This window comes from Clostridium aceticum, from assembly GCF_001042715.1.
GTDB classification, from domain to species: Bacteria; Bacillota; Clostridia; order Peptostreptococcales; family Natronincolaceae; genus Andreesenella; species Andreesenella acetica.
On record NZ_CP009687.1, the window covers coordinates 1,303,030 to 1,329,937 of the forward strand.

The following is a 26,908-nucleotide window of genomic DNA, read 5'->3' on the forward strand; positions in this document are numbered from 1 at the left end:
TACAAAATAATATAAAATATTTTCAATAAACAATCTTTATTAATATCCATGTTGAAGTTTTAATGTTTTTGATGTTTTTTCAAATTAGTTGTTAAAAATAATACAATTTTTTTGAAAAAACTGTTGCCAAAGAAACGCTTTCCCATTATAATGAACCTAGATAGACAAAATTGATTGCACATTAACAAAGTATTAAAAAAATCAATAAATAAGTACTGGAAGAAAAGTGCGGGAGAGATCTAAAGAATCTGTTTTTAAAAAAATTCTTTAGGCGCCGAAGGAACAAGCTGAAAATTCGCCATTTTTAGTGAATATCTCAGGCAAAAGGACCGTATTTGGACAGTTCTCTGGAAAGCTGATATAGCACCGAAGGAGCAATTTCTATAAATTTAGAAGGAAACTCTCAGGTTAATGAACAGAGGTAATTTATCGCATAGGCATGCATATAAATTATTTCTGTTTTTGTTTTACATAACGCTAAACATGTATAAAATTTAAACGCGATTATTTTGATTCTTACTACATGAAATAAACATTTTTACATAAAATAAATTGAATTCATATAAACGTGTGTTAAATGGAGGTAGACTCTTGAAACCAGTTATAATTACCAACAATTCTAAAACCTGGGAAAAGTATCGTAATGCTTATAAAATAATTTTTATCGAAGGAACCTATATGGAAGTTTTAGTAACTGTTAGAGATTGGGTACATAAAGGACATGACTTACTGACCCACCCTCTGTCAGGCAGCATAAAACCTAATGAGACGCCTTACAAGAGTGTTTTGATCTCAGATATACAAAAAGAGATGAATATGGATTCCTTAATGATTATAGAAGAAAGTATTCATACAGCAGAAAAATTTATAGAAATGAAAAAACCTCCCACATGGTCTGAAAGTATTTTAGAAGACTTTAAGGAAGTTGATTGTAGGCTATTGGATAGTGCTATGCAAAGTATAACTCAATGTTAAATATAAGCAGAATCGGGTAAGTTAAAAGTACAAGCCCTAAAAATAATAAGGAGTGAGATAGATGGAAAAAATTTATGATGTAGTGATTATAGGAGCAGGTCCAGCAGGATTGTCTGCGGGGTTATACGCTTCAAGAGGGAAAATGTCCACATTAATTTTGGAAAAAGATAAAACTGGTGGTCAAATTGTTACAACCCATGAGGTAGCTAATTATCCTGGATCTATTGAAAGCGCTACAGGACCAAGCTTGATTGCTAGAATGGTGGAACAATGTAAAGAGTTTGGTGCAGAAATAAAAAAAGATACCATCAAAGAAATAAAAACAGAGGAAAAAATCAAAGTTTTAGTAGGTGAGAAAGAAACCTATCAGGCAAGAACAATTATTGCAGCTCCAGGAGCGATACCAAGACCAATGGGTGTACCAGGAGAAAAGGAACTAACGGGTAAAGGCGTGTCCTACTGTGCTACCTGCGATGCTGACTTCTTTACAGATTTTGAAGTATTTGTAATAGGTGGAGGGGATTCAGCTGTAGAGGAAGCAATGTACCTTACGAAGTTTGCAAGAAAAGTTACCATTGTTCATAGAAGAGATGAACTAAGGGCTGCAAAATCTATTCAAGAAAAAGCTTTTAAAAACCCTAAAATGGAATTTATGTGGGACACTGTTATTGAGGAAGTCAAAGGAGATGGCGTGGTAGAATCTGCTGTATTTAAAAATGTTAAGAGTGGAGAATTAACAGAATATCATGCAGATGAAGAAGATGGAACATTTGGTATCTTTGTCTTTGTTGGCTATCTTCCACAAACAGATTTATTTAAAGGTTTATTAGAAATGGATGAAACAGGTTACTTAATCACAGATGATAATATGAAGACTAAGATTCCAGGTGTGTTTGCAGCAGGGGACTGTAGAGTAAAATCCTTAAGACAGGTGGTTACAGCAGTATCCGATGGAGCGATTGCAGCTATCCAAGCAGAAAAATATATTGAACATACTTTCCATGAATAAAGTTTATTTTTAAGGAGGTGAAAAAATGCTATCCGTTGATAAAGACACTTTTGACAAAGAAGTATTAGAGGCATCAGAAACCGTATTAGTAGACTTTTGGAGCGATGGTTGTGAACCATGCAAAGCATTATTACCAGATATCGAGGAATTAGAAGGAGTTTATGGTGATAAGGTAAAATTTGTAAAATTAAATACAACACAAGCTAGAAGATTAGCTATTAAACAAAAAGTTTTAGGTCTACCTACAATCGCTATCTATAAGGGTGGAGAAAAAATAGAAGAAGTAACTAAAGACGATGCTACAAGGGAAAATATCGAAGCAATGGTTAAAAGACACGTATAGTATGTCACTGTTATTTTGGCCTGTAGCAGTAACGTAATTTTTTTGGCTACAGGCCACCCATAAATAAAGGGAGGTGAAGCTTGTGCGATTAGAGTTAGGAAACATATTCATTAAAGATGTACAATTTGGTCAAGCTACTAAAGTAGAAAATTCTACTCTGTTTATTAACAAAGAGGAACTATTAAGCGCAGTTGGTGGAAGCGAACACATCAAGAGTTTAGATGTTGAATTAGCTCACCCAGGTGAAGAAATAAGAATTACTCCTGTAAAAGACGTAATAGAGCCAAGAGTTAAAGTAGAGGGGCCGGGTGGAATATTCCCTGGAGTGTTAAGTAAAGTTGAGACAGTTGGAACTGGTCGTACGCATGCATTAAAGAACGTTGCTGTTGTTACTGCTGGTAAAATCGTTGGTTTCCAAGAGGGAATTATCGACATGACAGGACCAGGAGCTGAATACACTCCATTTTCTAAGCTGCATAACATTGTTATCGTAGCTGAGCCTGCAGAAGGTATTAACCAATATGACCATGAAGCAGCTGTGAGAATGATAGGATTAAAGGCTGCACAATATCTTGGCGAATTTGCTAAAAATATTGAGCCGGATGAAATTAAATCTTTTGAAACAGAGCCTATTTTAGAGTCAGTGAAGAAATATCCTGATTTACCAAAGGTAGGATATGTATATATGCTTCAAACACAAGGTTTATTACATGATACCTATGTATATGGCGTAGATGCAAAGAAAATTGTACCTACTATACTTTATCCAACAGAAATTATGGATGGAGCTATTATCAGCGGTAACTGTGTATCTGCTTGTGACAAAAACCCAACCTATGTGCATCAAAATAATTCTATTATCAATGACCTTTATGAAAAACATGGGAAAGAAATCAACTTTGTTGGCGTAATTATTACCAACGAAAACGTTTATCTTGCTGACAAAGAGAGATCTTCTAACTGGACAGCAAAGTTATGTAAATATTTAGGATTAGATGGTGTTATTGTTTCTCAAGAAGGTTTTGGTAACCCTGATACTGACTTAATCATGAACTGCAAGAAAATTGAGAATCAAGGTGTCAAAACTGTTATTGTAACGGATGAATATGCAGGTAGAGACGGTGCGTCTCAATCTTTAGCAGATGCTGATGCAAAAGCTGATGCAGTAGTAACCAATGGTAACGCCAATGAAACAATTGTATTACCTCCAATGAAAAGAATTATCGGTGTAACAGATTATGTTGATGTTATTGCAGGAGGGTTTGCAGGTAGCTTAAGAGAAGATGGCAGTATTGAGGTAGAAATTCAAGCTATCACTGGTGCAACTAACGAAACAGGTTTTGGAAAATTAACAGCAAAAGGTTATTAATACTTCTCAAATTATTGAGTTCATAAATAGATCAAATAAAAAATTACACAGAAAGGATGATATCAATGGGATTTTATGATAATAAAAAAGTCATCATTGTTGGCGATAGAGACGGTATTCCTGGTCCAGCCATCGAAGAATGCCTAAAGGGTACAGGAGCAGAAGTAGTGTTCTCATCTACTGAATGTTTTGTCTGAACCGCTGCAGGAGCAATGGACTTAGAAAACCAACAAAGAGTAAAGGATTTAACTGAAAAGCACGGAGCAGAAAATATGGTAGTGCTTTTAGGAGCTGCGGAAGCAGAAGCAGCAGGTCTTGCTGCTGAAACTGTAACAGCAGGTGATCCAACCTTTGCGGGTCCATTGGCAGGAGTCCAGTTAGGGCTTAGAGTATTTCATGTAGTTGAACCACAATTCAAAGACGAAGTAGATGCTGAGGTTTATGATGAACAAGTAGGCATGATGGAAATGGTATTAAATGTTGATGAAATCATCGAAGAAATGAGCAATATCAGAAATGAATTTTGTAAATTCAACGACTAATAAATAAACTATCCCGTTAAAATTTAGAGAGGGGGGAAAATATGAGTAAAAAAAGAGTCGTTCATTATATCAATCAATTCTTCGCTGGAGTTGGTGGTGAAGAAAAAGCTGATATTCAACCAGAAGTGAAGGAAGAAGCTATAGGACCGGGTATGGCCTTTAATACAGCCTTTAAAGAAGAAGCAGAAATCGTAGCAACAGTTGTATGCGGTGACTCTTATTTCAATGAAAACGTTGAGAAAGCACAAACTGAAATCATTGAAATGATTAAAAAGTATAACCCTGATTTATTCATAGCAGGTCCTGCATTTAATGCTGGAAGATATGGTGTTGCTTGCGGTACAATAGCTAAAGCAGTACAAGATCAGCTGGGAATTCCTGTATTAACAGGTATGTATATAGAAAACCCTGGAGCTGATATGTACAAAAAAAGTGTTTATATCATAGAAACTGGAAACTCAGCAGCAGCTATGCGGAAAGCAGTTCCAGATATGACGAACCTTGCTCTAAAATTAATGAAGGGTGAAGAAGTAGGTTCTCCGGCAGAAGATAAGTATATGTCAAGAGGCATTAGAAAAAATTATTTTGCTGAAGAAAAAGGTTCTACAAGAGCTGTAAATATGTTGATGAAAAAACTTAAAGGTGAGGAATATATCACTGAATATCCAATGCCTGATTTTGATAGAGTAGAACCAGGAGCAGCTATTAAAGACTTATCTAAAGCAAAAATTGCTCTAGTGACTTCTGGAGGTATCGTGCCAAAGGGTAATCCAGACAGAGTAGAATCTTCAAGTGCTTCAAAATATGGTAAATATGATATTGCAAATTTTTCAGAGCTAACAGCTGCTGATCATGAAACAGCACATGGTGGTTACGATCCTGTTTATGCAAATAATAACCCTGATAGAGTCGTACCAGTTGATGTATTAAGAGACCTTGAAAAAGAAGGTCAAATTGGAGAATTATATAGATATTTCTACAGTACTGTAGGAAATGGTACATCAGTAGCAAATTCTAAAGCTTTTGCAGCGGAAATTGCAAAAGAATTAGTGGCTGATGGTGTGGATGCAGTTATCCTAACCTCAACATGAGGTACCTGTACACGTTGCGGTGCAACGATGGTAAAAGAAATAGAAAGAACTGGCATTCCAGTAGTTCACATTTGTACAGTAGTGCCGATTTCACTTACAGTTGGTGCCAATAGAATTATTCCAGCGGTGGCTATACCTTATCCATTAGGAAACCCTGCATTGGGGGAAAAAGAAGAAAAGGTATTAAGAAGAAAACTAGTGGAAAAATCTTTACAGGCTTTAACTACAGAAGTAGACGGACAAACTGTTTTTGAAGACTAATGAAATTTGCCAGCTGGTTAAACAGCTGGCAAATTTAGTTAATATGTGATTAAATAGAAGTAGTTTTTAAAAAATACCACGGAGGTGCGAACAATGTCCTATGCAGTAGTAAAAGGATCATCCTATGTTTTAATGCATACACCAGATATGATCATGCACAACGGAACAACACAAACAACAGAAAAACAATCTAATCCTAATTCTGAGTACCTACAAAAACTACCTAATCATCTAAGAAGCTATGAAGCGGTAGTCAACTACCCACCAAACCAAGTATACATCGGAAAACTAAAACCCGAAGAACTAAAAAACTATGACATGCCATGGTATGATAAAGCAGTTGAGGGAGCTGACCGTTACGGTAAATTCGGCGAAATTATGCCACAGGCAGAATTCATCGCCTTACTAAAGATCGTAGACGCCTTTGACCTAGTAATGCTAGAAAAAAACTTTACAACAAAAGTAAGAGAAGAACTAAAAAAACATCCCCTTATGAAGGAAAGCCTAATAGCGAAGCTAAAAGAAGGCAATGACATAGAAGAAATTAACAAAGCCATTAAAGAATTTCATGCAGAAGCCATCTACCATGAAAATCAATTAATAGGCTGCGTAAAAAGAGCCCATGAACTAGACACCAACCTAAACGCCCACATCATGTACGAAAACCTAGTAGCAAAGGCGTCAGGTGTACTAGCCTTCCTACATCTATTAGACAAAAACAACATCGAAGCAAGCACAATAGACTATGTTATAGAATGTTCAGAAGAAGCCTGCGGCGACATGAACCAAAGAGGCGGCGGAAACTTTGCAAAATCCATAGCAGAAATGGCAGAAGCAGTAAACGCTACAGGTTCAGATACAAGAGGCTTCTGTGCAGCACCAACCCATGCACTAATCGAAGCAGCAGCCCTAGTAAAAGCAGGAGTCTTTGAGAACGTAGTCATCGTAGCCGGTGGAGCAACAGCAAAACTAGGCATGAACGGAAAAGACCATGTAAAAAAAGACATGCCAATCCTAGAAGACATCATAGGAGGCTTTGCCGTACTCGTAAGTAAAAACGATGGCATCAACCCAATCCTAAGAACAGACCTACTAGGAAGACACACCGTAGGAACAGGCTCCTCACCACAAGCAGTAATTACCTCATTAATCACAGCACCACTAGACCGTGGGGGCTTAAAAATTACCGATATCGACAAATACTCCGTAGAAATGCAAAACCCAGACGTCACCAAACCAGCAGGAGCAGGAGACGTACCAGAAGCCAACTACAAAATGATCGCAGCCCTAGGAGTAAAACGAGGAGAACTAGACAGAAAAGAAGTAGCAACCTTTGGCGAAAAACACGGTATGCCAGGGTGGGCACCAACCCAAGGACATATCCCGAGCGGTGTACCCTATATAGGCCATGCCAGAGAAGCCTTCCTAAACAAAGAAATCAACCGCGCAATGATCGTAGGAAAAGGTAGCTTATTCCTAGGAAGAATGACCAACCAATTTGACGGCGTTTCCATAGTAATGGAACAAAACAACGGGCAAGGTGAGGCGACAGTAGGCGTATCAGAAGGCGAAGTAAAAAATATGATAGCAGAAGCCATGAGAAACTTCGCCACACACTTATTAGGAGAATAAGGAGTGAATACAATGTCAGAAAACAAAGCAGTAAAACAAATGATCGGCAAAGTATTCAACAACATAGCCGATGCCATAGAAACCGGCGAATTTGGAAAAAAAATCAGAGTAGGCTTAACCACTTTAGGCAGTGAACATGGGGTAGAAAACCTAGTAAAAGCAGCCCAAATGGCAGCAAAATCCTCAACAGGCTATCAAATAGTTTTAATAGGCCCTAAAGTAGAAAGCCATCTAGTACAATACGAAGCCAACACAGAAGAAGAAGCCCACAAAAAAATGGAAGAACTACTGGACAGTGGCGAAATAGACGGCTGCGTAACCATGCACTACAACTTCCCTATAGGCGTATCCACAGTAGGCAAGGTGATTACACCCGGAAAAGGCAAAGAAATGTTTATCGCCACCACCACCGGTACATCCTCACCCCATAGAACAGAAGCCATGGTAAAAAATGCCCTTTACGGCATCATAGCAGCAAAGGCAAACGGCATTAAAAACCCAACCGTAGGAATTCTAAACGTAGACGGAGCAAGACAAGTAGAAAAAGCCCTAAAAGAACTAAAATCCAACGGTTATGCCATCAACCTGACAGAATCCATGCGAAGTGACGGAGGCTGTATCATGAGAGGTAACGACCTATTAGCAGGAACACCAGACATCATGGTACAAGACACCCTAAGCGGTAACGTATTAATGAAAGTATTCTCCGCCTTTACAACAGGAGGAGACTACGAATCCATCGGCTATGGTTATGGTCCAGGAATAGGAGAAGGACAAGAAAGAACCATCCTGATCCTATCAAGAGCCTCCGGCGTACCAGTAGTCGCCAATGCCCTTCAATATGCAGCAGAACTAGTAAAGGGCAACCTAAAAGAAGTAGCCAAAGAAGAATTCCAAGCAGCCAAGAAGGCAAAGCTTGATGAAATATTAAAAAGCCTAACAAAAGACAACAAAAAAGCAAAAGAAACAGAGGAAGAAGTAACAGCACCACCAAAAGAAGTCGTAACAGGTTCCATATCAGGAATTGATATTATGGACCTAGAAGACGCAGTAAAGGCCCTATGGAAAAAAGGGATTTATGCAGAAAGCGGTATGGGCTGTACAGGACCCATCTTAATGGTAAATGAAGCAAAGGTAAATGATGCAATAGCACTGCTTCAGGAAACGGGCTTTGTGGCAAAGGAAAAAAGTGACTGTTAGTAGGTATATCTTTGAAAAAAGTCTCAGATGATTCTGAGGCTTTTTTTATGCAAATTTTATGCCAAGTTTATATATATACCTTTGATTTTATCACCCTTTAGTGATATAATGAGACTATAGACTTAAATGAAAGGGTGGATATCATGAAGATGGGGTATAATTTACATCTAGAGCAGTCTCAAAAACTAATCATGACACCTCAGCTTAAACAAGCCATAAAGATTCTTCAATTAGCAACCTTTGAACTAGATCAATATATTCAACATCAGGTTGAAGTGAATCCCGTTTTAGAAATTACCCCTCCATTGAAAGAAGATAGCTACACAGTTGAAAGAGAAAGACAAATGGAAGAAAAAATCAACTGGAAAGAATATTTGGAAGATTTTAACAATTATGAATATAGTAAACCTAGTTATAATGAAGATAATCAGTTTAATTATGAAAATATTGTTTCTTCAAATACAACGCTTCAAGAACATCTTTTATTCCAGTATAATATTGCAGTTCTAGACTATAGATATAAAGAAATTGGTGAATACATTATAGATAATTTAAATGACAATGGTTATTTGATCGGAACTGTCGAAGAAATTGCTAAGGAGTTAAACCAAGAGATAGATCCTGTAGAAAATATACTGGCAATTATACAGACTTTTGACCCACCAGGGGTAGCTGCAAGAAACTTAAAAGAGTGTTTGTTAATTCAGTTGCGGCAATTAGGTATAACCAATAAAAATGTTTATAGGGTTGTAGAAGAATACCTAGAAGAAGTTGCACAAAATAAATATCCTTATGTTGCAAAACAACTGGGTGTAGATGCAGGGGAAGTACAGGAAATCTGTGACTTGATAAGAACCCTAGAACCAAAGCCTGGTAGAAAGTTTGCTTCTGTAAGTAATAACTATATTGTTCCAGACGCGGCTATTAAAAAAATCGGAAACGAATATATTATCATGTTAAATGATAAAAATCTTCCTTCTTTAACAATTAGAGAAGACTATAGAAAGCTAATTGCTTCGGAGGGTGGGGATACCGATGCAGCTAAGTTTTTAAATGATAAACTTAACTCTGCCGTTTGGCTGATTAGAAGTATTGAGCAAAGAAGGCAGACAATCTATAAAGTAGTAGAAGTAATTATTAAAAAGCAAAAAAACTTTTTTGAACATGGAAAAAAACACCTTAGACCTTTGACATTGAAGGAAATTGCAGAGGAAATCGAAGTTCATGAGTCTACCGTAAGTCGTGCTACAAATGGAAAATATGTAGATACACCTATAGGCGTATTTGAACTCAAATATTTCTTTTCCAGTGGCGTAGGAAGCTCAGACGGAGATGGGATTTCTGCTGAGAGTATCAAAAACCATATGAGGGAAATCATTGATGCGGAAAATCCTTGCAAGCCTTGGAGTGATGACAAGATTGCCAAGCTTTTAGGTGAAAGAGGTATTGTAATTTCTAGAAGAACTGTTGCAAAATATAGAGAAGATATGCGAATCGCTTCTTCTTCCAAAAGAAAAAGGTACCAATAAAATAGAGTCTCCAACTGATTGCCCTATACTTGAAGTATAGGGCAATCAGTTGATTTTTAGTATTTCTTCTAGGAATTATTAAAAAAAGGATTGATTAATGCCACATTATGCTATATAATTTACCTGTAATTGGCGTTATTTTTTTATGGTCATAGGGACATAATAAGTTTTAGAGGGACGTAAAAAGTCCTGATTAGAAAGAAGGATGATTATGCAGAATATTATTGACTTACAAAAAAAAATTGTACCGGAAGTTTTGACCATCTTAGAAAAACGCTATAGCATTTTAAGGAATATTTATGAAATGCAACCAATAGGACGCAGAGGCTTAGCCAATAAACTAGGTATCGGAGAGAGAATTATCAGAACAGAGGTAGATCTTTTAAAGAATCAAGGGCTGATTGAAGTGACAGCGGCAGGTATGTCATTAACCTTAGATGGGGAGCATATTATAAATAGTCTGCAGGAATACATATATAAAATACATGGGATCAAGCATCTAGAGGAAAAGTTAAAAAAGAAATTAGAGATTTTCCAAGTAAATATTGTGCCAGGAGATATTACTGAAAACCAGTATGTATCAGCTGATATGGGCATTGTTGCTGCCCATGCAATAGAAAACAATATAAAAGACAATAGCATCATCGGTATTACTGGTGGAGGTACAATGGTAGCAGTTGCTAAGGGAATAACCAAGCCTACCAAATGCAATAATATTATTGTAGTTCCTGCCCGTGGCGGCATAGGCAGAGAAGTTGAAAAGCAAGCCAATACCATCACTGCTGAGATAGCAAGAAGATTAAAGTGTCAGTATCAACTTTTGCACGCTTCCGATACATTAGGACAGCAGGCATTAGAGAGCGTTCTAAAAGATCCTGAAATTCAAAAAGTTACCAATATTATTAAATCTGTAAACTTGTTGGTCTTTGGGATTGGGCGTGCAGATAGAATGGCAGAACGTAGAGAACTTCCTAAAGATGTCATTGATAAGTTGAAGGATTTAAAGGCAGTTGCAGAGGCTTTTGGTTACTACTTTACAAGAGAAGGAAAAATCATTTATGAAATGCAGACAATTGGTATCAGCTTTAAGGATTTTGAAAAAATCTCTACCGTTATAGGGGTTGCAGGAGGAAAAAGTAAAGCAGAGGCAATTGTAGCCGTCTCGAAGCTAAAAAAATCAATGATTTTAGTTACTGATGAGGCAGCGGCTGTAGAAATACTACAAAAATATTAGAATACTTCAGGAAATAGTAATAATCCAACTTGAAAAGTCAAATATTAAGTTTAATATATGATAAACTTTTATAAGAAAAAATTAATCTAGGAGGTAATAAGAATGAGTGTGAAAGTAGCTATTAATGGTTTTGGAAGAATTGGGAGAAATGCATTTAAAGCAGCTTTAGAGGAAAAAAGAGATTGGGAGATTGTGGCCATCAATGATTTAACAGATCCTAATACTTTAGCCCATTTACTTAGATATGATAGTTTATATGGCAAATTTAATGGAACGATAGAAGCAAAGGAAGATGCTATTGTTGTAAACGGTAAAGAAATAAAAATCTTCGCTGAAAGAGATCCTGAAAACCTACCATGGGGCAAAATAGGGGTAGACATAGTAATAGAAGCAACTGGAATCTTCAGAAGTAAAGACAAAGCACAAAAACATATTACAGCTGGAGCAAAGAAGGTAGTAATTACTGCACCTGCTAAAAAAGAAGATATCACGATAGTAATGGGTGTAAACGAAGAAAAATATGATCCAGCTAACCATCACATTATTTCAAATGCTTCTTGTACAACAAACTGTTTAGCTCCTTTTGCTAAAATTCTTGATGAAAAGTTTGGCATCAAAAAAGGGCTAATGACAACTATTCATGCTTACACAAATGACCAAAAAATTCTTGACTTACCTCATGAAGACTTAAGACGTGCAAGAGCTGCTGGTCAATCTATTATACCAACTACAACAGGTGCAGCAGAGGCAGTGGCACTAGTATTACCACAACTAAAGGGTAAGTTAAGCGGTATGGCGATGAGAGTACCAACACCTACAGTATCAGTGGTAGATTTAGTTGCTGAATTAGATAAGAGTACAACTGCAGAAGAAGTAAATGCAGCATTTAAAGCAGCAGCAGCAGGAGAATTAAAAGGAATTTTAGAGTTCTCTGAAGAACCATTGGTTTCTATGGATTACAGACAAGATCCAAACTCTTCTATTATTGACGGTTTATCTACTATGGTAATGGAGGGTACCTTAGTGAAGGTTGTATCATGGTATGACAATGAGTGGGGATACTCTGTAAGAGTAGTAGACCTTGTTTCCTACATTGTAAGCAAAGGTTTATAATAAACTCAAGAGCACTTGATAATTATAAAGACAAGCCTATACAGGATGTAACCTATTGTGTTACATCCTGTATAGTAGTTAATTAATATCATAGGCGTTAATTTAATACAATTACTACCAAAATTCTCTTGAACTGTCATCTCCACTTTGCTCCACTCAGGATGACAAATTATGGCTTAAGTTAACGCTAATGATATAAATATTTAACTCAACCTCAATTTTAATTCAAAAACCAGGAGGGGTATACATGTCCTTGCTTAATAAAAAAACAGTAGAAAACTTAGCTGTTGAAGGAAAGAAAGTATTAGTAAGATGTGACTTTAATGTTCCCATGGATGGTGAAGGAAAGATTACAGATGATATTAGAATTCGTGCTGCATTGCCAACGATTCAGTATCTAGTGGATCAGGGCGCAGCTGTTATCCTAATGTCTCACCTAGGAAGACCAAAAGGGGAAGCAAATCCTAAATACTCCTTAGCACCTGTAGCTACAAGAATCAGTGAATTAATCAACAAGGATGTTATTTTTGCTGACGACGATGTAGTTGTAGGAGAAAAGACGAAAGAACTAGCTGCTAATTTAAAGGCTGGAGAAGTAATGCTTCTACAAAATGTTCGTTATAGAAAAGAAGAAGAAAAAAATAATGCAGATTTTTCTAAGGAATTAGCTTCTTTAGGAGATCTGTTTGTGAACGATGCCTTTGGCACAGCCCATCGTGCCCACAGCTCTACTGCTGGTGTTGCAGATTTTTTACCATCTGCTATGGGTTACCTTATCGAGAAAGAATTAAACTTTATGGGTAAAGCATTGGAAAACCCTGAAAGACCTTTTATAGCCATATTAGGTGGAGCAAAAGTTTCAGATAAAATTGGTGTGATTGAAAACTTAATTGATAAAGTAGATACCCTATTGATTGGTGGTGGCATGGCCTATACCTTTTTCAAGGCACAGGGTCACCAAATAGGAAAGTCTCTTTTAGAAGAGGATAAATTACAGCTAGCTCTTGACCTTATCAATAAGGCAAAGGAAAAGAATGTAGAATTGCTTTTACCTGTGGATACAGTGGTGGCAAAGGAGTTTAAGGCGGATGCAGAGTACAAGACGGTAACTATTGATAACATAGATGAAGATGTTATGGGACTAGATATTGGAGAAAAAACCATAGCACTCTTCAGGGATAAAGTGAAAAATGCAAAAACAGTAATCTGGAATGGTCCAATGGGAGTTTTTGAAATGCCAGCTTTTGCCATAGGAACAAAAGAAGTTGCAAAGGCATTAGCCCAAAGTAATGCTACCACCATCATAGGTGGTGGAGATAGTGCTGCAGCTGTAGAACAACTAGGTTTTGCTGATAAAATGACCCATATTTCCACTGGTGGGGGTGCTTCTTTAGAATTTTTAGAAGGAAAGATTTTACCTGGGATTGATGTTTTAGAAAACAAATAGAGAGGAGATCTTCCTATGAGAATACCAATTATAGCTGGCAACTGGAAAATGCATAATACCATAGATGATGCAGTAGCCCTTGTAAAAGAGCTTAAGGGAGAAGTAGCAAAAACAGATGTTAAAGTGGTTCTTTGCTGCCCCTTTACAGTTTTAGGAGAGGTAAAAAAAGCACTAGAAGGTTCTAATATAGCTTTAGGAGCACAAAATATGCACTGGGAGGATTATGGGGCATATACAGGAGAAACATCAGCAGATATGCTAAAGGATCATGGTGTTGATTATGTTATTATTGGACATTCGGAGAGAAGACAGTACTTTAACGAAACCGATGAAACGGTAAATAAAAAGGTGAAGAAGGCTTTAGAGAAGGGTTTGATTCCTATTTTATGTGTAGGAGAAACTTTGGAGGAAAGAGAGTCTGAAAAAACCTATGAAATTGTAAAAAATCAAACCTTAAAAGCTCTTGAAAACATTGAAAAAAGCCAAGTAGAAAAGATCGTGCTGGCTTATGAGCCTATTTGGGCGATAGGCACAGGAAAAACAGCTTCTCCTGAGGATGCTAATGCAGTAATTTCATATATTCGTGAGGTTTTGAAGGAAAAATACGGGGAAGAAACCTCAGAAATCATACCGATTCAATACGGCGGCAGCGTGAAAGCTGCTAATGCAACAGAAATCATGAATCAAGAGGATATAGATGGTGCTTTAGTAGGAGGAGCTAGTTTAAAGGCGGAAGAATTTTTAGCAATTGTAAATTTTTAATCTCCTAACTGCATTGTATTGCAACTGATTATGAAAGGAAGATTATTATGAAAAAACCCGTAGCACTGATTATTTTAGACGGCTTCGGCATAAGGGAAAAAACTTTAGGGAATGCAATCAAGTCAGCTAATTTACCTAATTTTAATAAATTTATCAACAATTATCCTCACACTCAGATCGAAGCCAGCGGCATGGCGGTGGGACTACCGGAAGGACAAATGGGAAATTCTGAGGTAGGACACTTAAACATTGGTGCGGGAAGAATTGTTTATCAAGAGTTAACGAGAATTTCCAAGGAAATAAGAGAAGGGGATTTTTTAAAAAATCAAAATCTTCTCGATGCTATTTCCCATGCGAAACGCAACGATAAAAAATTGCATCTCATGGGCTTGGTTTCTGATGGGGGGGTACACAGTCATACTGAACACCTCTATGCACTGCTGGAAATGGCAAAAAAACAAGGTCTTGAAAAAGTCTATGTACATTGCTTCTTAGACGGTAGGGATACCCCACCTCAAAGTGCAAAAGGATTTATTGAAGAGCTAGTAGAGAAAATGAAGGAAATAGGTGTAGGAAGAATAGCTACTATTTCTGGTAGATACTATGCTATGGATCGTGATAAAAGATGGGAAAGAACGAAGTTAGCCTATGATGCATTGACAGTTGGTAAAGGTAGATTGGCTGAGAATCCTGTAGCTGCTGTAGAAATGGCTTATGCTCTAGAAGAAACAGATGAATTTGTTCTTCCTACGGTGATACCTGATGCAGAAGGATTGATTGATACAATTGAAGAAAATGATAGTATTATCTTCTTCAACTTCAGACCGGATAGAGCAAGACAAATGACAAGAGCTTTGATGGATAAAGATTTCGATGGATTTGTTAGAGACAAAGGCTTTTTTTCGTTGTATTATGTGACAATGACTTTATATGATAAAAGCATTGAAAATGTAAATATTGCCTATAAACCACAAAGTTTTGTCAATACATTAGGAGAGTATGTAAGTGCAAAGGGCTTAAAGCAGCTAAGAATCGCAGAGACAGAAAAGTATGCCCATGTAACCTACTTTTTCAACGGTGGGGTTGAGACAGCGAATCCAGGAGAAGATCGAAAACTTATTCAATCACCACAGGTAGCTACCTATGACTTAAAACCAGAGATGAGTGCAGAAGAGGTAACAGAAGAACTTCTCAAAGAACTGGATAAGGATCAATATGATCTGATTGTTTTAAACTATGCTAATCCAGACATGGTAGGACATACAGGAATTGTGGAGGCTGTCATCAAGGCATTAGAAAAGGTAGATGACTGTCTAGGAAGAATTGTGGAAAAAATCTTAGAAAAAGGCGGTAGTGCCATTGTAACTTCTGATCATGGTAATTCAGAGGAGTTAATTGATGAGGTGAATGGTACGCCTGTTACGGCGCATACCACTAATCCTGTTCCATTAATTTTAATCGGCCATGGTGGTGTAAAATTAAGGGAAGATGGCAAACTATGTGATATAGCTCCTACATTATTAGAATTAATGGGGCTGGAGCAGCCAATAGAAATGACTGGAAATACCTTAATATTAAAATAAACTTCAACACTGAAAGGAGAGAAAAACATGACAATTATTAGTGATGTTTATGCAAGAGAAGTACTTGATTCTAGAGGTAATCCAACCGTAGAGGTAGAAGTATATTTAGAAAGTGGTGTAATGGGTAGTGCTATTGTGCCATCAGGAGCGTCTACTGGGGCTTTTGAGGCAGTAGAATTAAGAGACGGTGATAAGAAAAGATTTTTAGGCAAAGGTGTTTTAAAAGCAGTAGAAAATGTAAATGATATTATTGCACCAGAACTAGTTGGTGCAGATGCCTTAGACCAAGTACTTATTGACCAAATTATGATGGACTTAGATGGAACAGAAAACAAAGGAAAATTAGGTGCCAATGCGATCTTAGCGGTTTCTATGGCAGTGGCAAAGGCAGCAGCTGAAGAACTGGGACTTCCTTTATTCCAATACTTAGGCGGAGTCAATGCAAAACAACTGCCTGTACCAATGATGAATATCTTAAACGGTGGAGCGCATGCTGATAATAATGTAGATATTCAAGAGTTTATGATTATGCCTGTAGGTGCTGAAAGCTATGGAGAAGGTATGAGAATGTGTGTAGAAATCTATCACAATCTTAAAGCAGTTCTTAAAGAAAAAGGTTTAGCTACTGGTGTGGGTGATGAAGGTGGATTCGCTCCAAATCTTGAGTCCAACGAAGCAGCATTAAAAATCATCATTGAAGCTATTGAGGCTGCTGGTTATAAGCCAGGAGAGCAGATTAAGTTGGCTTTAGACGTAGCTGCTACAGAAGTATATGATGAGAAGGAAAAAGTATATAAGTTATCTGGAGAAGGTGTGACCAAAACAGCTGAGGAAATGGTAGATTTCTATGAAGAACTAGTAGGCAAATATCCAATTATATCTATAGAAGATGGTTTGAGTGAAGATGATTGGGATGGATGGAAGCTTATGACAGAAAGATTGGGAGACAAAATTCAAATTGTTGGTGATGACCTGTTTGTAACCAATACAACAAGATTGAAAAAAGGTATCAAGTCTTCAACAGCTAATGCTATTTTAATCAAGTTAAATCAAATTGGTACCATTACAGAAACATTAGATGCTATCGAAATGGCAAAGCGAGCAGGCTATACAGCAGTTATTTCCCATCGTTCAGGGGAAAGTGAGGATGCTACTATTGCAGATATCGCTGTTGCTGTAAATGCAGGTCAAATCAAAACAGGGGCGCCTGCAAGAACTGACCGTGTAGCGAAATACAATCAACTTCTAAGAATTCAAGATATTTTGGGAGATACTGCACAGTATCTAGGAGAAGAAGTATTTTACAATATAAAGAAGTAAATGAAAATCATATCAAGTATAAAAATACAATAAATACCAATAATAATAAAAGAAATAAGAGTGAAATACCCTCTTATTTCTTTTATATTGAAAGAATTTGGTTGATTTTAAAGAGGTGCTATGTTACAATATCTATGTCAATTACAAGCATAGGAGGTGGAAAAGCAAATGAGAATAGTACTTATGGTTCTTCAATTAATTACCAGCCTTGTGTTGATTGGTAGTATATTATTACAATCTGGCAAAAGTGCAGGGCTTTCTGGTTCGATTTCAGGTGGAGCAGAACAGTTATGGGGAAAACAGAGTAGAGGATATGAAGGTATGTTAAGTAAAGTGACAGCTATTGGTGCTGCACTATTTATTATTGTAGCTATTTTATTGGTGGCAATACAGTAATTATTTACTTATTAATAAAACTGAATAAAAGGAGGAGTACGTAAAATGGGTTTATTTGTTTTAGCACCAATTGTAGGTATTATAGCGTTAATCTTCGCTTATGTACTTGCAGGTAGGATCAACAGCGTAGAGGTTGGAACAGAAAGAATGAAGGAAATATCCTCATATATTCATGAAGGGGCGATGGCTTTTTTAACACGTGAATATAAAACGCTAGTAATTTTTGCTGTTATATTAGCAGTGGTACTGGCTGTAGGTATCAATGTTTGGACAGCTGTCTGTTTTGTTGTAGGTGCATTGTTCTCTGGTTTGGCTGGATTCTTTGGAATGCAAGTAGCAACCAAGGCCAATGTAAGAACAGCCAATGCAGCAAAAGAGGGTGGAATGAACAAAGCTTTAAGTGTTGCTTTTTCTGGCGGTGCTGTTATGGGGATGTCTGTTGTAGGTTTAGGCCTTTTAGGCGTAGGGGGATTATTTATTATTTTATCCAACATGACATCTAATGTAGAAGCTGCTGAAATCATCACAGGCTTTGCTTTAGGAGCATCATCCATTGCGTTATTTGGTCGTGTAGGTGGGGGAATCTACACAAAGGCTGCTGACGTAGGGGCAGACTTAGTTGGTAAGGTAGAAGCAGGTATTCCTGAAGATGATCCAAGAAACCCAGCTGTTATTGCCGACAATGTTGGGGACAATGTTGGTGATGTTGCTGGTATGGGAGCGGATTTATTCGAATCTTATGTAGGTTCTATTATTTCAGCGATTGCACTAGGACTATTGGTGTACGGTATCAATGGTGCACTATTTCCATTATTATTATCAGCTGTAGGAATTATTGCTTCCATTATAGGAACTTTTTTTGTTAAAGGTGATGAAAATGCCGACCCACATAAGGCCTTAAAAACAGGTACATGGGTAAGTGGTGTTATTACTGTAGCAGTTGCTTTCTTTTTAAGTAGATATTTATTAGGAAATATTACAGGATTTTTAGCTATTGTATCAGGTTTAATTGTAGGTTTACTTATTGGACAAATTACAGAAGTTTATACTTCTGGAGATTTCAAACATGTTCAAAAAATTGCTCAACAATCAGAAACAGGTCCTGCTACCACAATTATTAGTGGACTTGCTGTAGGTATGCTTTCTACTGCATGGCCAATTTTATTAATTGCAGCAGGTATATTAATTGCTTTTGGTGTGGCTGGGTTATACGGTATTGCACTAGCAGCTGTAGGTATGTTGGCTACTGCTGGAATGACCATCGCAGTTGATGCTTATGGACCTATTGCTGATAATGCTGGTGGTATTGCTGAAATGTGTGAGCTTCCTAAGGAAGTTAGAAAAATTACAGACAAATTAGATTCTGTAGGTAACACAACAGCTGCTATAGGAAAAGGTTTTGCTATCGGTTCAGCTGCATTAACAGCGTTAGCGTTATTTGCTACATATACAGCAGCGGTTGAATTAGATATTATTAACTTAACTAGTCCGAGTGTTATAGCTGGAATGCTGATTGGTGGTATGCTACCTTTCTTATTCTCTGCTTTAACAATGGAGGCGGTTGGTAAAGCAGCTTTTGAAATGATTGAAGAAGTTAGAAGACAATTCAGAGAAATCCCTGGTATCATGGAAGGTAAAGCAAAGCCAGAATATGCTACTTGTGTAGATATCAGTACAGCAGCAGCATTAAGAGAGATGGTTGTACCTGGTGTTTTAGCAGTAGTTGCACCAATTGCAACTGGAGTCTTATTAGGTGCTGAAGCAGTTGGTGGATTATTAGCAGGTGCCTTGGTGGCTGGGGTATTATTAGCTATCATGATGGCAAATGCCGGTGGTGCATGGGATAATGCTAAAAAGTACATTGAAGAAGGTAACCACGGTGGTAAAGGAAGCGAGCCTCATAAAGCAGCAGTTGTTGGGGATACTGTAGGAGATCCTTTCAAAGATACATCTGGACCATCTATCAATATCTTAATTAAGTTAATGACAATCGTATCCGTTGTATTTGCTCCACTATTTGTGCAGTTTGGTGGTCTGTTACTTAAATTCTTTGAGTAGAATGAAAAAACCCTTAATCCTACGGATTAGGGGTTTTATTATACCATTTTTTAGGGTATGTATATAACATGAACTTTTTAGCAACTTATGATAAAGGGAGGAAAGAAGCATGAGTTTTATAGCTGAGATTTTCAACCAGTACCCTGCTATATTCAAAACCTACAATGTCTATTTGCTATGCATTAATATCGTTGGAATGATACTGATGGGTGTAGATAAGGCAAAGGCAAAAAAGAATCAGTGGCGTATACAAGAACTTACTTTTATGATTATGGCATTATTAGGTGGAGCAATAGGGATTTTAATAGGCATGGTTACTTTTCATCATAAGCAAAGTAAGAAAAAGTTTTATATAGGTATACCATTATTGTACATAATAAATAAAGTTATACAGTTTATTACTTATCATTATTTACTTAATTACTAAGTTTTTTCATATTTCATCATAAAGTGGACAATAATAGATATAACTAGCGTTCACCTTCATCATGAATAAACAGGAGGGATTGTATTGATCATTAAAGAAAAAATCGTTGAGTTTATGAAAACTTCAGCCTATAATCCAATGCTAGAGGAGGAATTGCTGGAGGTCTTAGAGATAGGTACCAATCAAAAAACAATGTTTTCAAATCTACTAGAAGAAATGGTGGCAGAGGGCCTCATCATAAAAACCAGGAAAAAAAGATATGGGGTTCCAGAAAGAATGGGCCTTATTGTGGGAAGACTTCAAGGCCATACCAAAGGTTTTGGATTTATTATATCTGATACAGTAGGGGTTGAGGATGTATTTATCCCCTCTAATTTAATGAATGGTGCTATGCATCAAGACCGGGTCATAGCAAGAGTCAATCAAATCAACACCAGTACTAAAAGAGCAGAAGGAGAAGTCATAAGAATACTGGTGCGGGCTAACAAAGAGATTGTGGGTACCTATGAGGATAGTAAAAGTTTTGGTTTTGTAGTACCAGATGATAACAAAATTAACGTAGATGTATTTATCTCCAAAGGCGATAAAAATGGTGCCAAACAAGGAGATAAAGTTGTCTGTGAGATTACAGAGTGGCCTGAAAAAAGGAGAAATCCTGAGGGGAAGGTTATAGAAATATTAGGAAATCAACATGACACAGGAACAGATATTTTATCGATTATGAGAAAGTTTAAGTTAACACCAGAGTTTCCTGAGGAAGTAGAAAGAGAAATCGAAGGTGTTCCAGAAGTAGCTACAGAAGAAGAAATAGCAAGAAGAAGAGATTTAAGAGACTTACAGATGGTTACCATTGACGGAGCAGATGCGAAAGACCTAGATGATGCTGTATCAGTAGAAGTACTTGACAACGGCAATTATAGACTTGGTGTGCATATCGCAGACGTAGCCCACTATGTTAGAGAAGGAAGCGAGTTGGATAAAGAAGCCCTGAAAAGAGCTACCAGCGTATACTTAGTGGATCGTGTTATTCCTATGCTCCCTAAGAAACTATCCAATGGCATATGTAGTTTAAATCCTAGGGTAGATCGACTGACTATGTCGGTGCTGATGGAGATTGATCGAGATGGCAAGGTTGTGAGTCATGAGATTATGGAAAGTGTCATTAATATCAATGAGCGGATGATCTATGAAGATGTTTCGGATATATTGGAACATCAAGATAAGGCTCTTATTGAAAAGTATCAGCATGTGGTAGACGACTTTAAAAGAATGGAAGATTTGTCCAAGATTTTAAGGGAAAGAAGAGAAAGTCGTGGTGCCATCGACTTTGATTTTGATGAAGCAAAAGTAGTTTTAGATCCAAAAGGAAGACCTATTGATGTGAAAAAATATGAACGCAGGATTGCAAACCGCGTTATAGAAGAATTTATGTTGGTATGTAACGAAACCATAGCAGAGCATTTTTACTGGTTAAACAGTCCCTTTGTATATCGTGTTCATGAGGAACCCAACGTGGAGAGACTAGAGGAGTTTAACAAATTTGTCCATAACTTTGGTTATCACTTAAAGGGAATGGCCAATGAAATACATCCTAAAATGCTTCAAGATCTTCTAAATAAAATAAAAGGTCAAAAAGAAGAAACTGTGATTAGTACTTTGATGTTACGATCACTGAAAAAAGCTAGATATACTTCAGATAACCTAGGACACTTTGGTCTTGCAGCAAAATATTACTGTCATTTTACTTCTCCAATCAGAAGGTATCCTGATTTAGCGATTCATAGGATCATCAAAGAACATTTGCAGGGAAAAATGACAGAAGATCGTCACCAAAAATTAAAAGCTGCAGCAGCTTATATATCAGAACAGTCTTCTTTAAGAGAAGCTATAGCAGATGAAGCAGAAAGAGAAACTGTAGACTTGAAAAAAGCAGAGTATATGGCACAGCGAGTTGGTGAAGTTTTTGAAGGGATTATATCTGGTGTAACTTCTTTTGGAATATTTGTTGAGCTGGATAACACTATAGAGGGTATGATTCGCCTCAGTTCTTTAGTAGATGATTACTATACCTATGACAGTGAAAAGCATCTCTTAATTGGAGAGAGAAAAAAGCGGATATTTAGAATAGGGGATGTAGTCACTATTGAAGTTGCTAGGGTAGATATTAAACAGAGGGAAATTGACTTTAGTTTGGTAGAGGAAGAGTAAGGTTAATAATACTTCAACCAATAGTAGACCACAGGAGTGTGGTCTATTATTGGTCAAAACGGTTGAATTTTTGACTTAGAATAAATTCATTGATTTTCTCAACTTCACCATAAACTAAGACTTTGTCTCCTATGGCAAAAATAAAATCACTCTTAGGAAAATGGATGATATAAGAGCCTCGATCAATATTTAAAACTTGAATATGATTTTCCTTTAATTTTGCTGTAACCAAGGAGGTACCCACTAAGCTATGACCTTCTTCGATAACAAAATCTACTACACCATACTCATCATTTAGACGAAGAACCTCCTCCACTGATCTGTACTTGGAGTTTACCTTCATACGATGTCGTAGAAACTTTTCTAGAAAACTCTCAAACTTGTTTACTAGATATTTTCTTCTAACAAGAAACCTAATGATTAGTAAGCCTAAAGCCGAATATAAGAGAAAATACAGAAAAGCTTGTTGGGTTCTAAAAGCATTGACAATAATACTGATCAAAATAGCCGCTCCCACATAGCTAATCAACATCAAACCCATAGCAATCTTCCTTCGAATAGGGTGTTGGGTAATCAGCTCTGACTCCCTAGTGGTGAAGCCTGTATGAGTGATGATGGATACCACCTGAAATCGAGCCTTCTCTATATCTAAACCAGTGACCTTTAGTGCAATAGATAAGATTTCTACAATAAAGCCTAAAAAAATAAGGATAATAAAACCGTAGGTGACGGGCATAAAGGACTACCTCCCTAAAATACTTTATTTATTATATACCCTTGACTTATAGGATATAACTTTCTATGATTTTTATCAAGAAGAAATAATTGCTTTTCCAAAAACAACCTATTGTCATGATATTATTGTTATGATATAATGAACATTCAGCAGTAAAGTTATTTACTGTTTTAAAAAATGATTAAAAGGGTGAAAGCCATGAGCAAGGAAGGCCGAAAGGTTTTAGCCACCAATAACAAAGCAAGACACGATTATTTTATAGAAGAAACCTACGAAGCTGGGATTGAACTGAAGGGTACAGAAGTAAAATCCATTCGCTTAGGAAAAATGAATATTCGTGATGGATATGCCAGAGTTGAAAACAGTGAAGTTTTCCTGTATAATGTGCATATAAGCCCTTATGAAAAGGGAAATATCTTTAACGTAGATCCCCTTAGAATAAGAAAGCTTTTGCTGCATAAAAGGGAAATACAAAAACTGATTGGGTATATTCAGCAGAAAGGTTTTACACTGGTTCCTTTAAGTGCATATTTAAGCAACGGAAGGGTAAAAATAGCATTAGGAGTAGCTAGAGGTAAAGCACAATATGACAAACGCCAAGACATAGCCAAGAAAGACGCCGACAGAAGGATACAAAAAGTATTACGTGAAAGACAAAAACAATAGTTTTTGTTCTATATATAAGGGGGCGTACAGGTTTCGACGGGGGTTTGGAGTCTTTAGTAGCGAGCCGTGTTTTGCTTGGTAACACGCCAAAAACTGGGCAATAAATATAAACGCAAACGATAATTACGTTTTAGCAGCTTAGTAAAACTGCTCGTTTCTACTAGACCTCCCGCAGTCTAGCTAGAAACGTCATCTTAGCGGGGAACGTCTTAAGGGATGCCTTGACCTTAAGTTGTATAATTAGGGCTGGTCGAATCTATAGTATGTTGCTGGACGATAGAGGAGACGAGATCTAAAACAGTAACTACGCTCGTAGAAGCTGAAGGTAAAGGGCCTTCGGACAGGGGTTCGATTCAGAAAGAGTCGCCTTGTGGAGTGATCTACAAGTGAAAATCTGGCTTACATCGGTGAAACCGTAACGTAAAGACGACGGCAATACCGAGGGGTAAAGGGAGAAATCCCAAAGCCCTGTATCGACTCATAGGCTCCTAAATCGAAGGATATGGAGTACTAGGATGGAAGGAACAAAACAATAATTCGCCTTCTATAACACGCCAGAGAACTTTAAAAGAAGTTCAAGATATAGTCAGCACCATTGGAAACAATGGAATAAGGTGTCCCCTCGCCTCCACCAAATAAGAACTTAATATTGATACAATCTAAAGCCCTTGATTTCAGGGGCTTTTAGTGTTTTCGAGGTAAATTTTGATAGTTGAAAAACAGAAAAAAGCTTCAATTACGCTAAATTGTTTGCACCGAAAATGCACCGAAATTTTTTTTTGGATTTACGGTGCATACTTTTTAGCGTTAACATTTTGTGGGAATGTTTCCTCATATGAGCCGTGTGGAGTGTGTGGTAAGGATATATATAGGCTAAAAGTGAGGTAGTGGTTTCAAGAGGTGTAGAGGAGATATAGTCTTATTGAGGTTGTTGGTGTGTGTGGGGGATATATAGGGAATGAGGAAGGCATCTATCTTAGGATAGGTGCTTTTTTTGCCCTTACACTATTCTTAAAGGGAAGATATAGTAAGTGAACTATATGTTTTTAAAGGAAAATACAAAATTATGTTGAATTATAAATCAAATAACTAATTAAAGATTTCGATTTTGTATAAAAATGCAAAATGATAATAATGGAGGTAAAGATAATGACTATTATATCTGATTCTGATGCAACTTTAGAATTACAGAGAATTCTTCCCCAACATCAATCTGCAATAACACTTCTAAACACAACATTACAGAACCCTCAAGTTAGACAAATAACATGGTTAGATCTAGCATGTGGCAAAGGTCAAATTATATCGCAATTAAAAGAAAACTTATCTGATGAGAATCGAAAAAAAATTGTTTATGATGGATATGATATAAACGTGGGTTTTACAAAAGTAGCTTCTAGGATTGCTGGTAACTTAGATTTTAAGGATTATAATTTTAATCATGGTGATTTATCTAAGTTTACAAATATATTAGAACCCAGTCAAAAGTTTGATTTTATAACATGTACTAATGTTGCTCACGAATTACATCCAAACTGTTTTGTAACATTAGTTATAGAATCACTTAAAAGATTATCTGATATAGGGCAATTATTTATATATGATATGGAATCATTAATCAATCCAGAATTGGGTGCATTACCTTTAAAAGGCAATGAAATAAAGGACTTGTTAAATATTATTTTTGAATGTGTAGGAAGTCAGTATAAGGTGCATCCATCAGTTTGGATACATAAAACATGTAGAGGATGGTCTGTTGTAATTAATAGACCCCACCTAAATGTTTGTAATGGTGTATTTGATGACAAAAAGGAAGAAATAACAAATAGGGTTAAAGACAAAATTAGCAACATTTTAGAAATAAGATTCAATGAATGTTGTGAACTTTTAAATACTTTTACAATTTATGGTGCTGATACAGCTGAAGATGAACAGCTAAAGTTAGCAGCTTTGTATGAATTTTGGGCTATTTCCAATGCAAAGGAGGAGATAAAATGAATAAAATTTATATATCATATTCCTCTAATTGTATAGAGATTGAACACCTAACAAGTCGAATATATGATTATTATATTGATACAAATATAAAAATATTAAAAAAAGAATTTGATAAGTCATCAGAAAGTACATTCTCATCTTCAACAGTATTAATTGATGGTTGTGATCTTTTTATTTGTTTTATTGATAAAAGAGATTCAGAAATTATGTTTGAATTGGGCTATGCACTAGGTAAAAATAAAAAGATTATTCTAATAGGTGACTATAGAGATATTCCTTATGACTTGAAAAATTTAACATATATTAGACAAAGTGAAGATATAAATGTAATTTTATTTAATATTGAAAGATATTTAAGCTTATCGGAAGTGAAGAATGAAGACTTCTCTAATCCAAATGAACATTCAATAATATTGGAAAGAGCAGTACGGGAACCAAACTATTTGGATAGTATTGATCCAATTCAATTTGAAAAATTAGTTTATAATTTATTTTGTTCCAATGGGTTAAATGTTGAGATGAATACAAACTACAGAGATTCTGGGTATGATTTTATGTTATATACGCCAACAGGGAAAAGAATTATGATAGAGGTTAAGAAATATAGGACTACTTCAAAAGTTTCAATTTCAACTATTAGACAGTTAGTGGGCTCGATGGTAATAGAGCATATAGATGCTGGTGTTATTATTACTAGTGGACAGTATACTAACTCGGTATCACACTTTATAAACGGAATTGAACAAGAAGTACATCTTTGGACAATTGACAATCTTATTGACATACATGAAAGTATACAGAAATTAATGTGAGCATTTGAACATCCAACATGTTGACTTTAATAATAGGGATGATTAAATTGGTTAAAAAAAGGATAAAGCTGTGTTGTACAGGGGTCGATCCGCTAGTTTTCATTTAATTAGAAGTTCACAATATAGGGGTAACTGGTAGAGTGGGTGGTATAAAATATTTAAATTACTTTGTTGGAATATAGAGGGAAATGGTGGAT

At 36.5% G+C, this 26,908-nt stretch carries 23 protein-coding genes, 1 other RNA gene and 2 riboswitches; of the genes, 23 read left to right on the forward strand and 1 reads right to left on the reverse strand.

The window, feature by feature from the left end; translation table 11 throughout:
- The first annotated feature begins 219 nt into the window (after nucleotides 1–219).
- A riboswitch (glycine riboswitch) is annotated at nucleotides 220–342 on the forward strand.
- Between the two features lie 3 nt (nucleotides 343–345).
- A riboswitch (glycine riboswitch) is annotated at nucleotides 346–421 on the forward strand.
- Between the two features lie 170 nt (nucleotides 422–591).
- The 19 genes from CACET_RS06020 to rnr all read left to right on the forward strand — a co-directional run bounded on the left by CACET_RS06020 (nucleotide 592) and on the right by rnr (nucleotide 22,499).
- Nucleotides 592–975, forward strand: coding sequence for a GrdX family protein (locus CACET_RS06020; RefSeq protein WP_052661488.1), 384 nt, complete (start codon nucleotides 592–594; stop codon nucleotides 973–975).
- A 61-nt stretch (nucleotides 976–1,036) separates the two neighbouring features.
- Entirely contained in the window at nucleotides 1,037–1,984 is a 948-nt protein-coding gene (trxB, locus tag CACET_RS06025; protein WP_044825374.1) for a thioredoxin-disulfide reductase, read from the forward strand.
- 25 nt (nucleotides 1,985–2,009) lie between these two features.
- Entirely contained in the window at nucleotides 2,010–2,327 is a 318-nt protein-coding gene (gene trxA, locus CACET_RS06030) for a thioredoxin TrxA (RefSeq protein ID WP_044825373.1), read from the forward strand.
- An 82-nt stretch (nucleotides 2,328–2,409) separates the two neighbouring features.
- On the forward strand, nucleotides 2,410–3,696 hold the full coding sequence (locus tag CACET_RS06035; protein WP_044825372.1) for a glycine/sarcosine/betaine reductase component B subunit: 1,287 nt from the start codon (nucleotides 2,410–2,412) through the stop codon (nucleotides 3,694–3,696).
- Between the two features lie 65 nt (nucleotides 3,697–3,761).
- A complete protein-coding gene (gene grdA, locus CACET_RS06040) occupies nucleotides 3,762–4,238 on the forward strand; it encodes a glycine/sarcosine/betaine reductase complex selenoprotein A (RefSeq protein WP_082058236.1) in 477 nt (158 codons plus the stop codon).
- A gap of 41 nt (nucleotides 4,239–4,279) precedes the next feature.
- Nucleotides 4,280–5,590 carry a glycine reductase complex selenoprotein B gene (gene grdB / locus CACET_RS06045; RefSeq protein WP_082058235.1) on the forward strand — a complete coding sequence of 437 codons (1,311 nt, stop codon included), beginning with the start codon at nucleotides 4,280–4,282 and terminating at the stop codon, nucleotides 5,588–5,590.
- Between the two features lie 93 nt (nucleotides 5,591–5,683).
- Nucleotides 5,684–7,222, forward strand: coding sequence for a glycine/sarcosine/betaine reductase complex component C subunit beta (gene grdC / locus CACET_RS06055; RefSeq protein ID WP_048407532.1), 1,539 nt, complete (start codon nucleotides 5,684–5,686; stop codon nucleotides 7,220–7,222).
- 12 nt (nucleotides 7,223–7,234) lie between these two features.
- Nucleotides 7,235–8,422, forward strand: a complete 1,188-nt coding sequence (gene grdD / locus CACET_RS06060) for a glycine/sarcosine/betaine reductase complex component C subunit alpha (protein WP_048407525.1) — start codon at nucleotides 7,235–7,237, stop codon at nucleotides 8,420–8,422.
- 143 nt (nucleotides 8,423–8,565) lie between these two features.
- On the forward strand, nucleotides 8,566–9,951 hold the full coding sequence (gene rpoN / locus CACET_RS06065) for an RNA polymerase factor sigma-54 (protein WP_044826389.1): 1,386 nt from the start codon (nucleotides 8,566–8,568) through the stop codon (nucleotides 9,949–9,951).
- 211 nt (nucleotides 9,952–10,162) lie between these two features.
- A complete protein-coding gene (locus CACET_RS06070; RefSeq protein ID WP_044826390.1) occupies nucleotides 10,163–11,185 on the forward strand; it encodes a sugar-binding transcriptional regulator in 1,023 nt (340 codons plus the stop codon).
- Nucleotides 11,186–11,287: 102 nt separating this feature from the next.
- Nucleotides 11,288–12,298, forward strand: coding sequence for a glyceraldehyde-3-phosphate dehydrogenase (locus CACET_RS06075; protein WP_044826391.1), 1,011 nt, complete (start codon nucleotides 11,288–11,290; stop codon nucleotides 12,296–12,298).
- A gap of 247 nt (nucleotides 12,299–12,545) precedes the next feature.
- Nucleotides 12,546–13,745 carry a phosphoglycerate kinase gene (locus CACET_RS06080; protein ID WP_044826392.1) on the forward strand — a complete coding sequence of 400 codons (1,200 nt, stop codon included), beginning with the start codon at nucleotides 12,546–12,548 and terminating at the stop codon, nucleotides 13,743–13,745.
- 15 nt (nucleotides 13,746–13,760) lie between these two features.
- Complete coding sequence (gene tpiA / locus CACET_RS06085) at nucleotides 13,761–14,507, forward strand: triose-phosphate isomerase (RefSeq protein WP_044826393.1); 747 nt, start codon at nucleotides 13,761–13,763, stop codon at nucleotides 14,505–14,507.
- A 47-nt stretch (nucleotides 14,508–14,554) separates the two neighbouring features.
- Entirely contained in the window at nucleotides 14,555–16,090 is a 1,536-nt protein-coding gene (gene gpmI / locus CACET_RS06090; protein ID WP_479722652.1) for a 2,3-bisphosphoglycerate-independent phosphoglycerate mutase, read from the forward strand.
- Between the two features lie 27 nt (nucleotides 16,091–16,117).
- Nucleotides 16,118–17,410, forward strand: a complete 1,293-nt coding sequence (eno, locus tag CACET_RS06095) for a phosphopyruvate hydratase (RefSeq protein ID WP_044826395.1) — start codon at nucleotides 16,118–16,120, stop codon at nucleotides 17,408–17,410.
- Between the two features lie 168 nt (nucleotides 17,411–17,578).
- Nucleotides 17,579–17,806 (forward strand): preprotein translocase subunit SecG, encoded by a 228-nt coding sequence (gene secG, locus CACET_RS06100; RefSeq protein ID WP_044826396.1) that lies wholly within the window; start codon nucleotides 17,579–17,581, stop codon nucleotides 17,804–17,806.
- Between the two features lie 45 nt (nucleotides 17,807–17,851).
- Nucleotides 17,852–19,864, forward strand: coding sequence for a sodium-translocating pyrophosphatase (locus CACET_RS06105; RefSeq protein WP_044826397.1), 2,013 nt, complete (start codon nucleotides 17,852–17,854; stop codon nucleotides 19,862–19,864).
- Nucleotides 19,865–19,973: 109 nt separating this feature from the next.
- The gene (locus CACET_RS06110) at nucleotides 19,974–20,291 is read left to right on the forward strand and encodes a DUF1294 domain-containing protein (RefSeq protein ID WP_044826398.1); all 318 of its coding nucleotides are present in this window, start codon (nucleotides 19,974–19,976) and stop codon (nucleotides 20,289–20,291) included.
- A gap of 84 nt (nucleotides 20,292–20,375) precedes the next feature.
- Complete coding sequence (gene rnr / locus CACET_RS06115; protein WP_044826399.1) at nucleotides 20,376–22,499, forward strand: ribonuclease R; 2,124 nt, start codon at nucleotides 20,376–20,378, stop codon at nucleotides 22,497–22,499.
- Between the two features lie 46 nt (nucleotides 22,500–22,545).
- Here the strand turns inward: rnr and CACET_RS06120 are convergent, their stop codons facing one another.
- Nucleotides 22,546–23,235 (reverse strand): TrkA C-terminal domain-containing protein, encoded by a 690-nt coding sequence (locus tag CACET_RS06120; protein ID WP_052661590.1) that lies wholly within the window; start codon nucleotides 23,233–23,235, stop codon nucleotides 22,546–22,548.
- 198 nt (nucleotides 23,236–23,433) lie between these two features.
- On the opposite strand from CACET_RS06120, the gene smpB reads away from it, so the two are divergent.
- The 4 genes from smpB to CACET_RS06135 all read left to right on the forward strand — a co-directional run bounded on the left by smpB (nucleotide 23,434) and on the right by CACET_RS06135 (nucleotide 26,711).
- Nucleotides 23,434–23,901 (forward strand): SsrA-binding protein SmpB, encoded by a 468-nt coding sequence (gene smpB / locus CACET_RS06125; protein WP_044826400.1) that lies wholly within the window; start codon nucleotides 23,434–23,436, stop codon nucleotides 23,899–23,901.
- A gap of 26 nt (nucleotides 23,902–23,927) precedes the next feature.
- Nucleotides 23,928–24,257: a transfer-messenger RNA gene (gene ssrA / locus CACET_RS19795) on the forward strand.
- Nucleotides 24,258–25,050: 793 nt separating this feature from the next.
- Entirely contained in the window at nucleotides 25,051–25,899 is an 849-nt protein-coding gene (locus CACET_RS06130) for a class I SAM-dependent methyltransferase (protein ID WP_044826401.1), read from the forward strand.
- Nucleotides 25,896–26,711 carry a restriction endonuclease gene (locus CACET_RS06135; protein WP_044826402.1) on the forward strand — a complete coding sequence of 272 codons (816 nt, stop codon included), beginning with the start codon at nucleotides 25,896–25,898 and terminating at the stop codon, nucleotides 26,709–26,711. Before CACET_RS06130 ends, CACET_RS06135 begins: the two co-directional genes overlap by 4 nt.
- Nucleotides 26,712–26,908 lie beyond the last annotated feature (197 nt).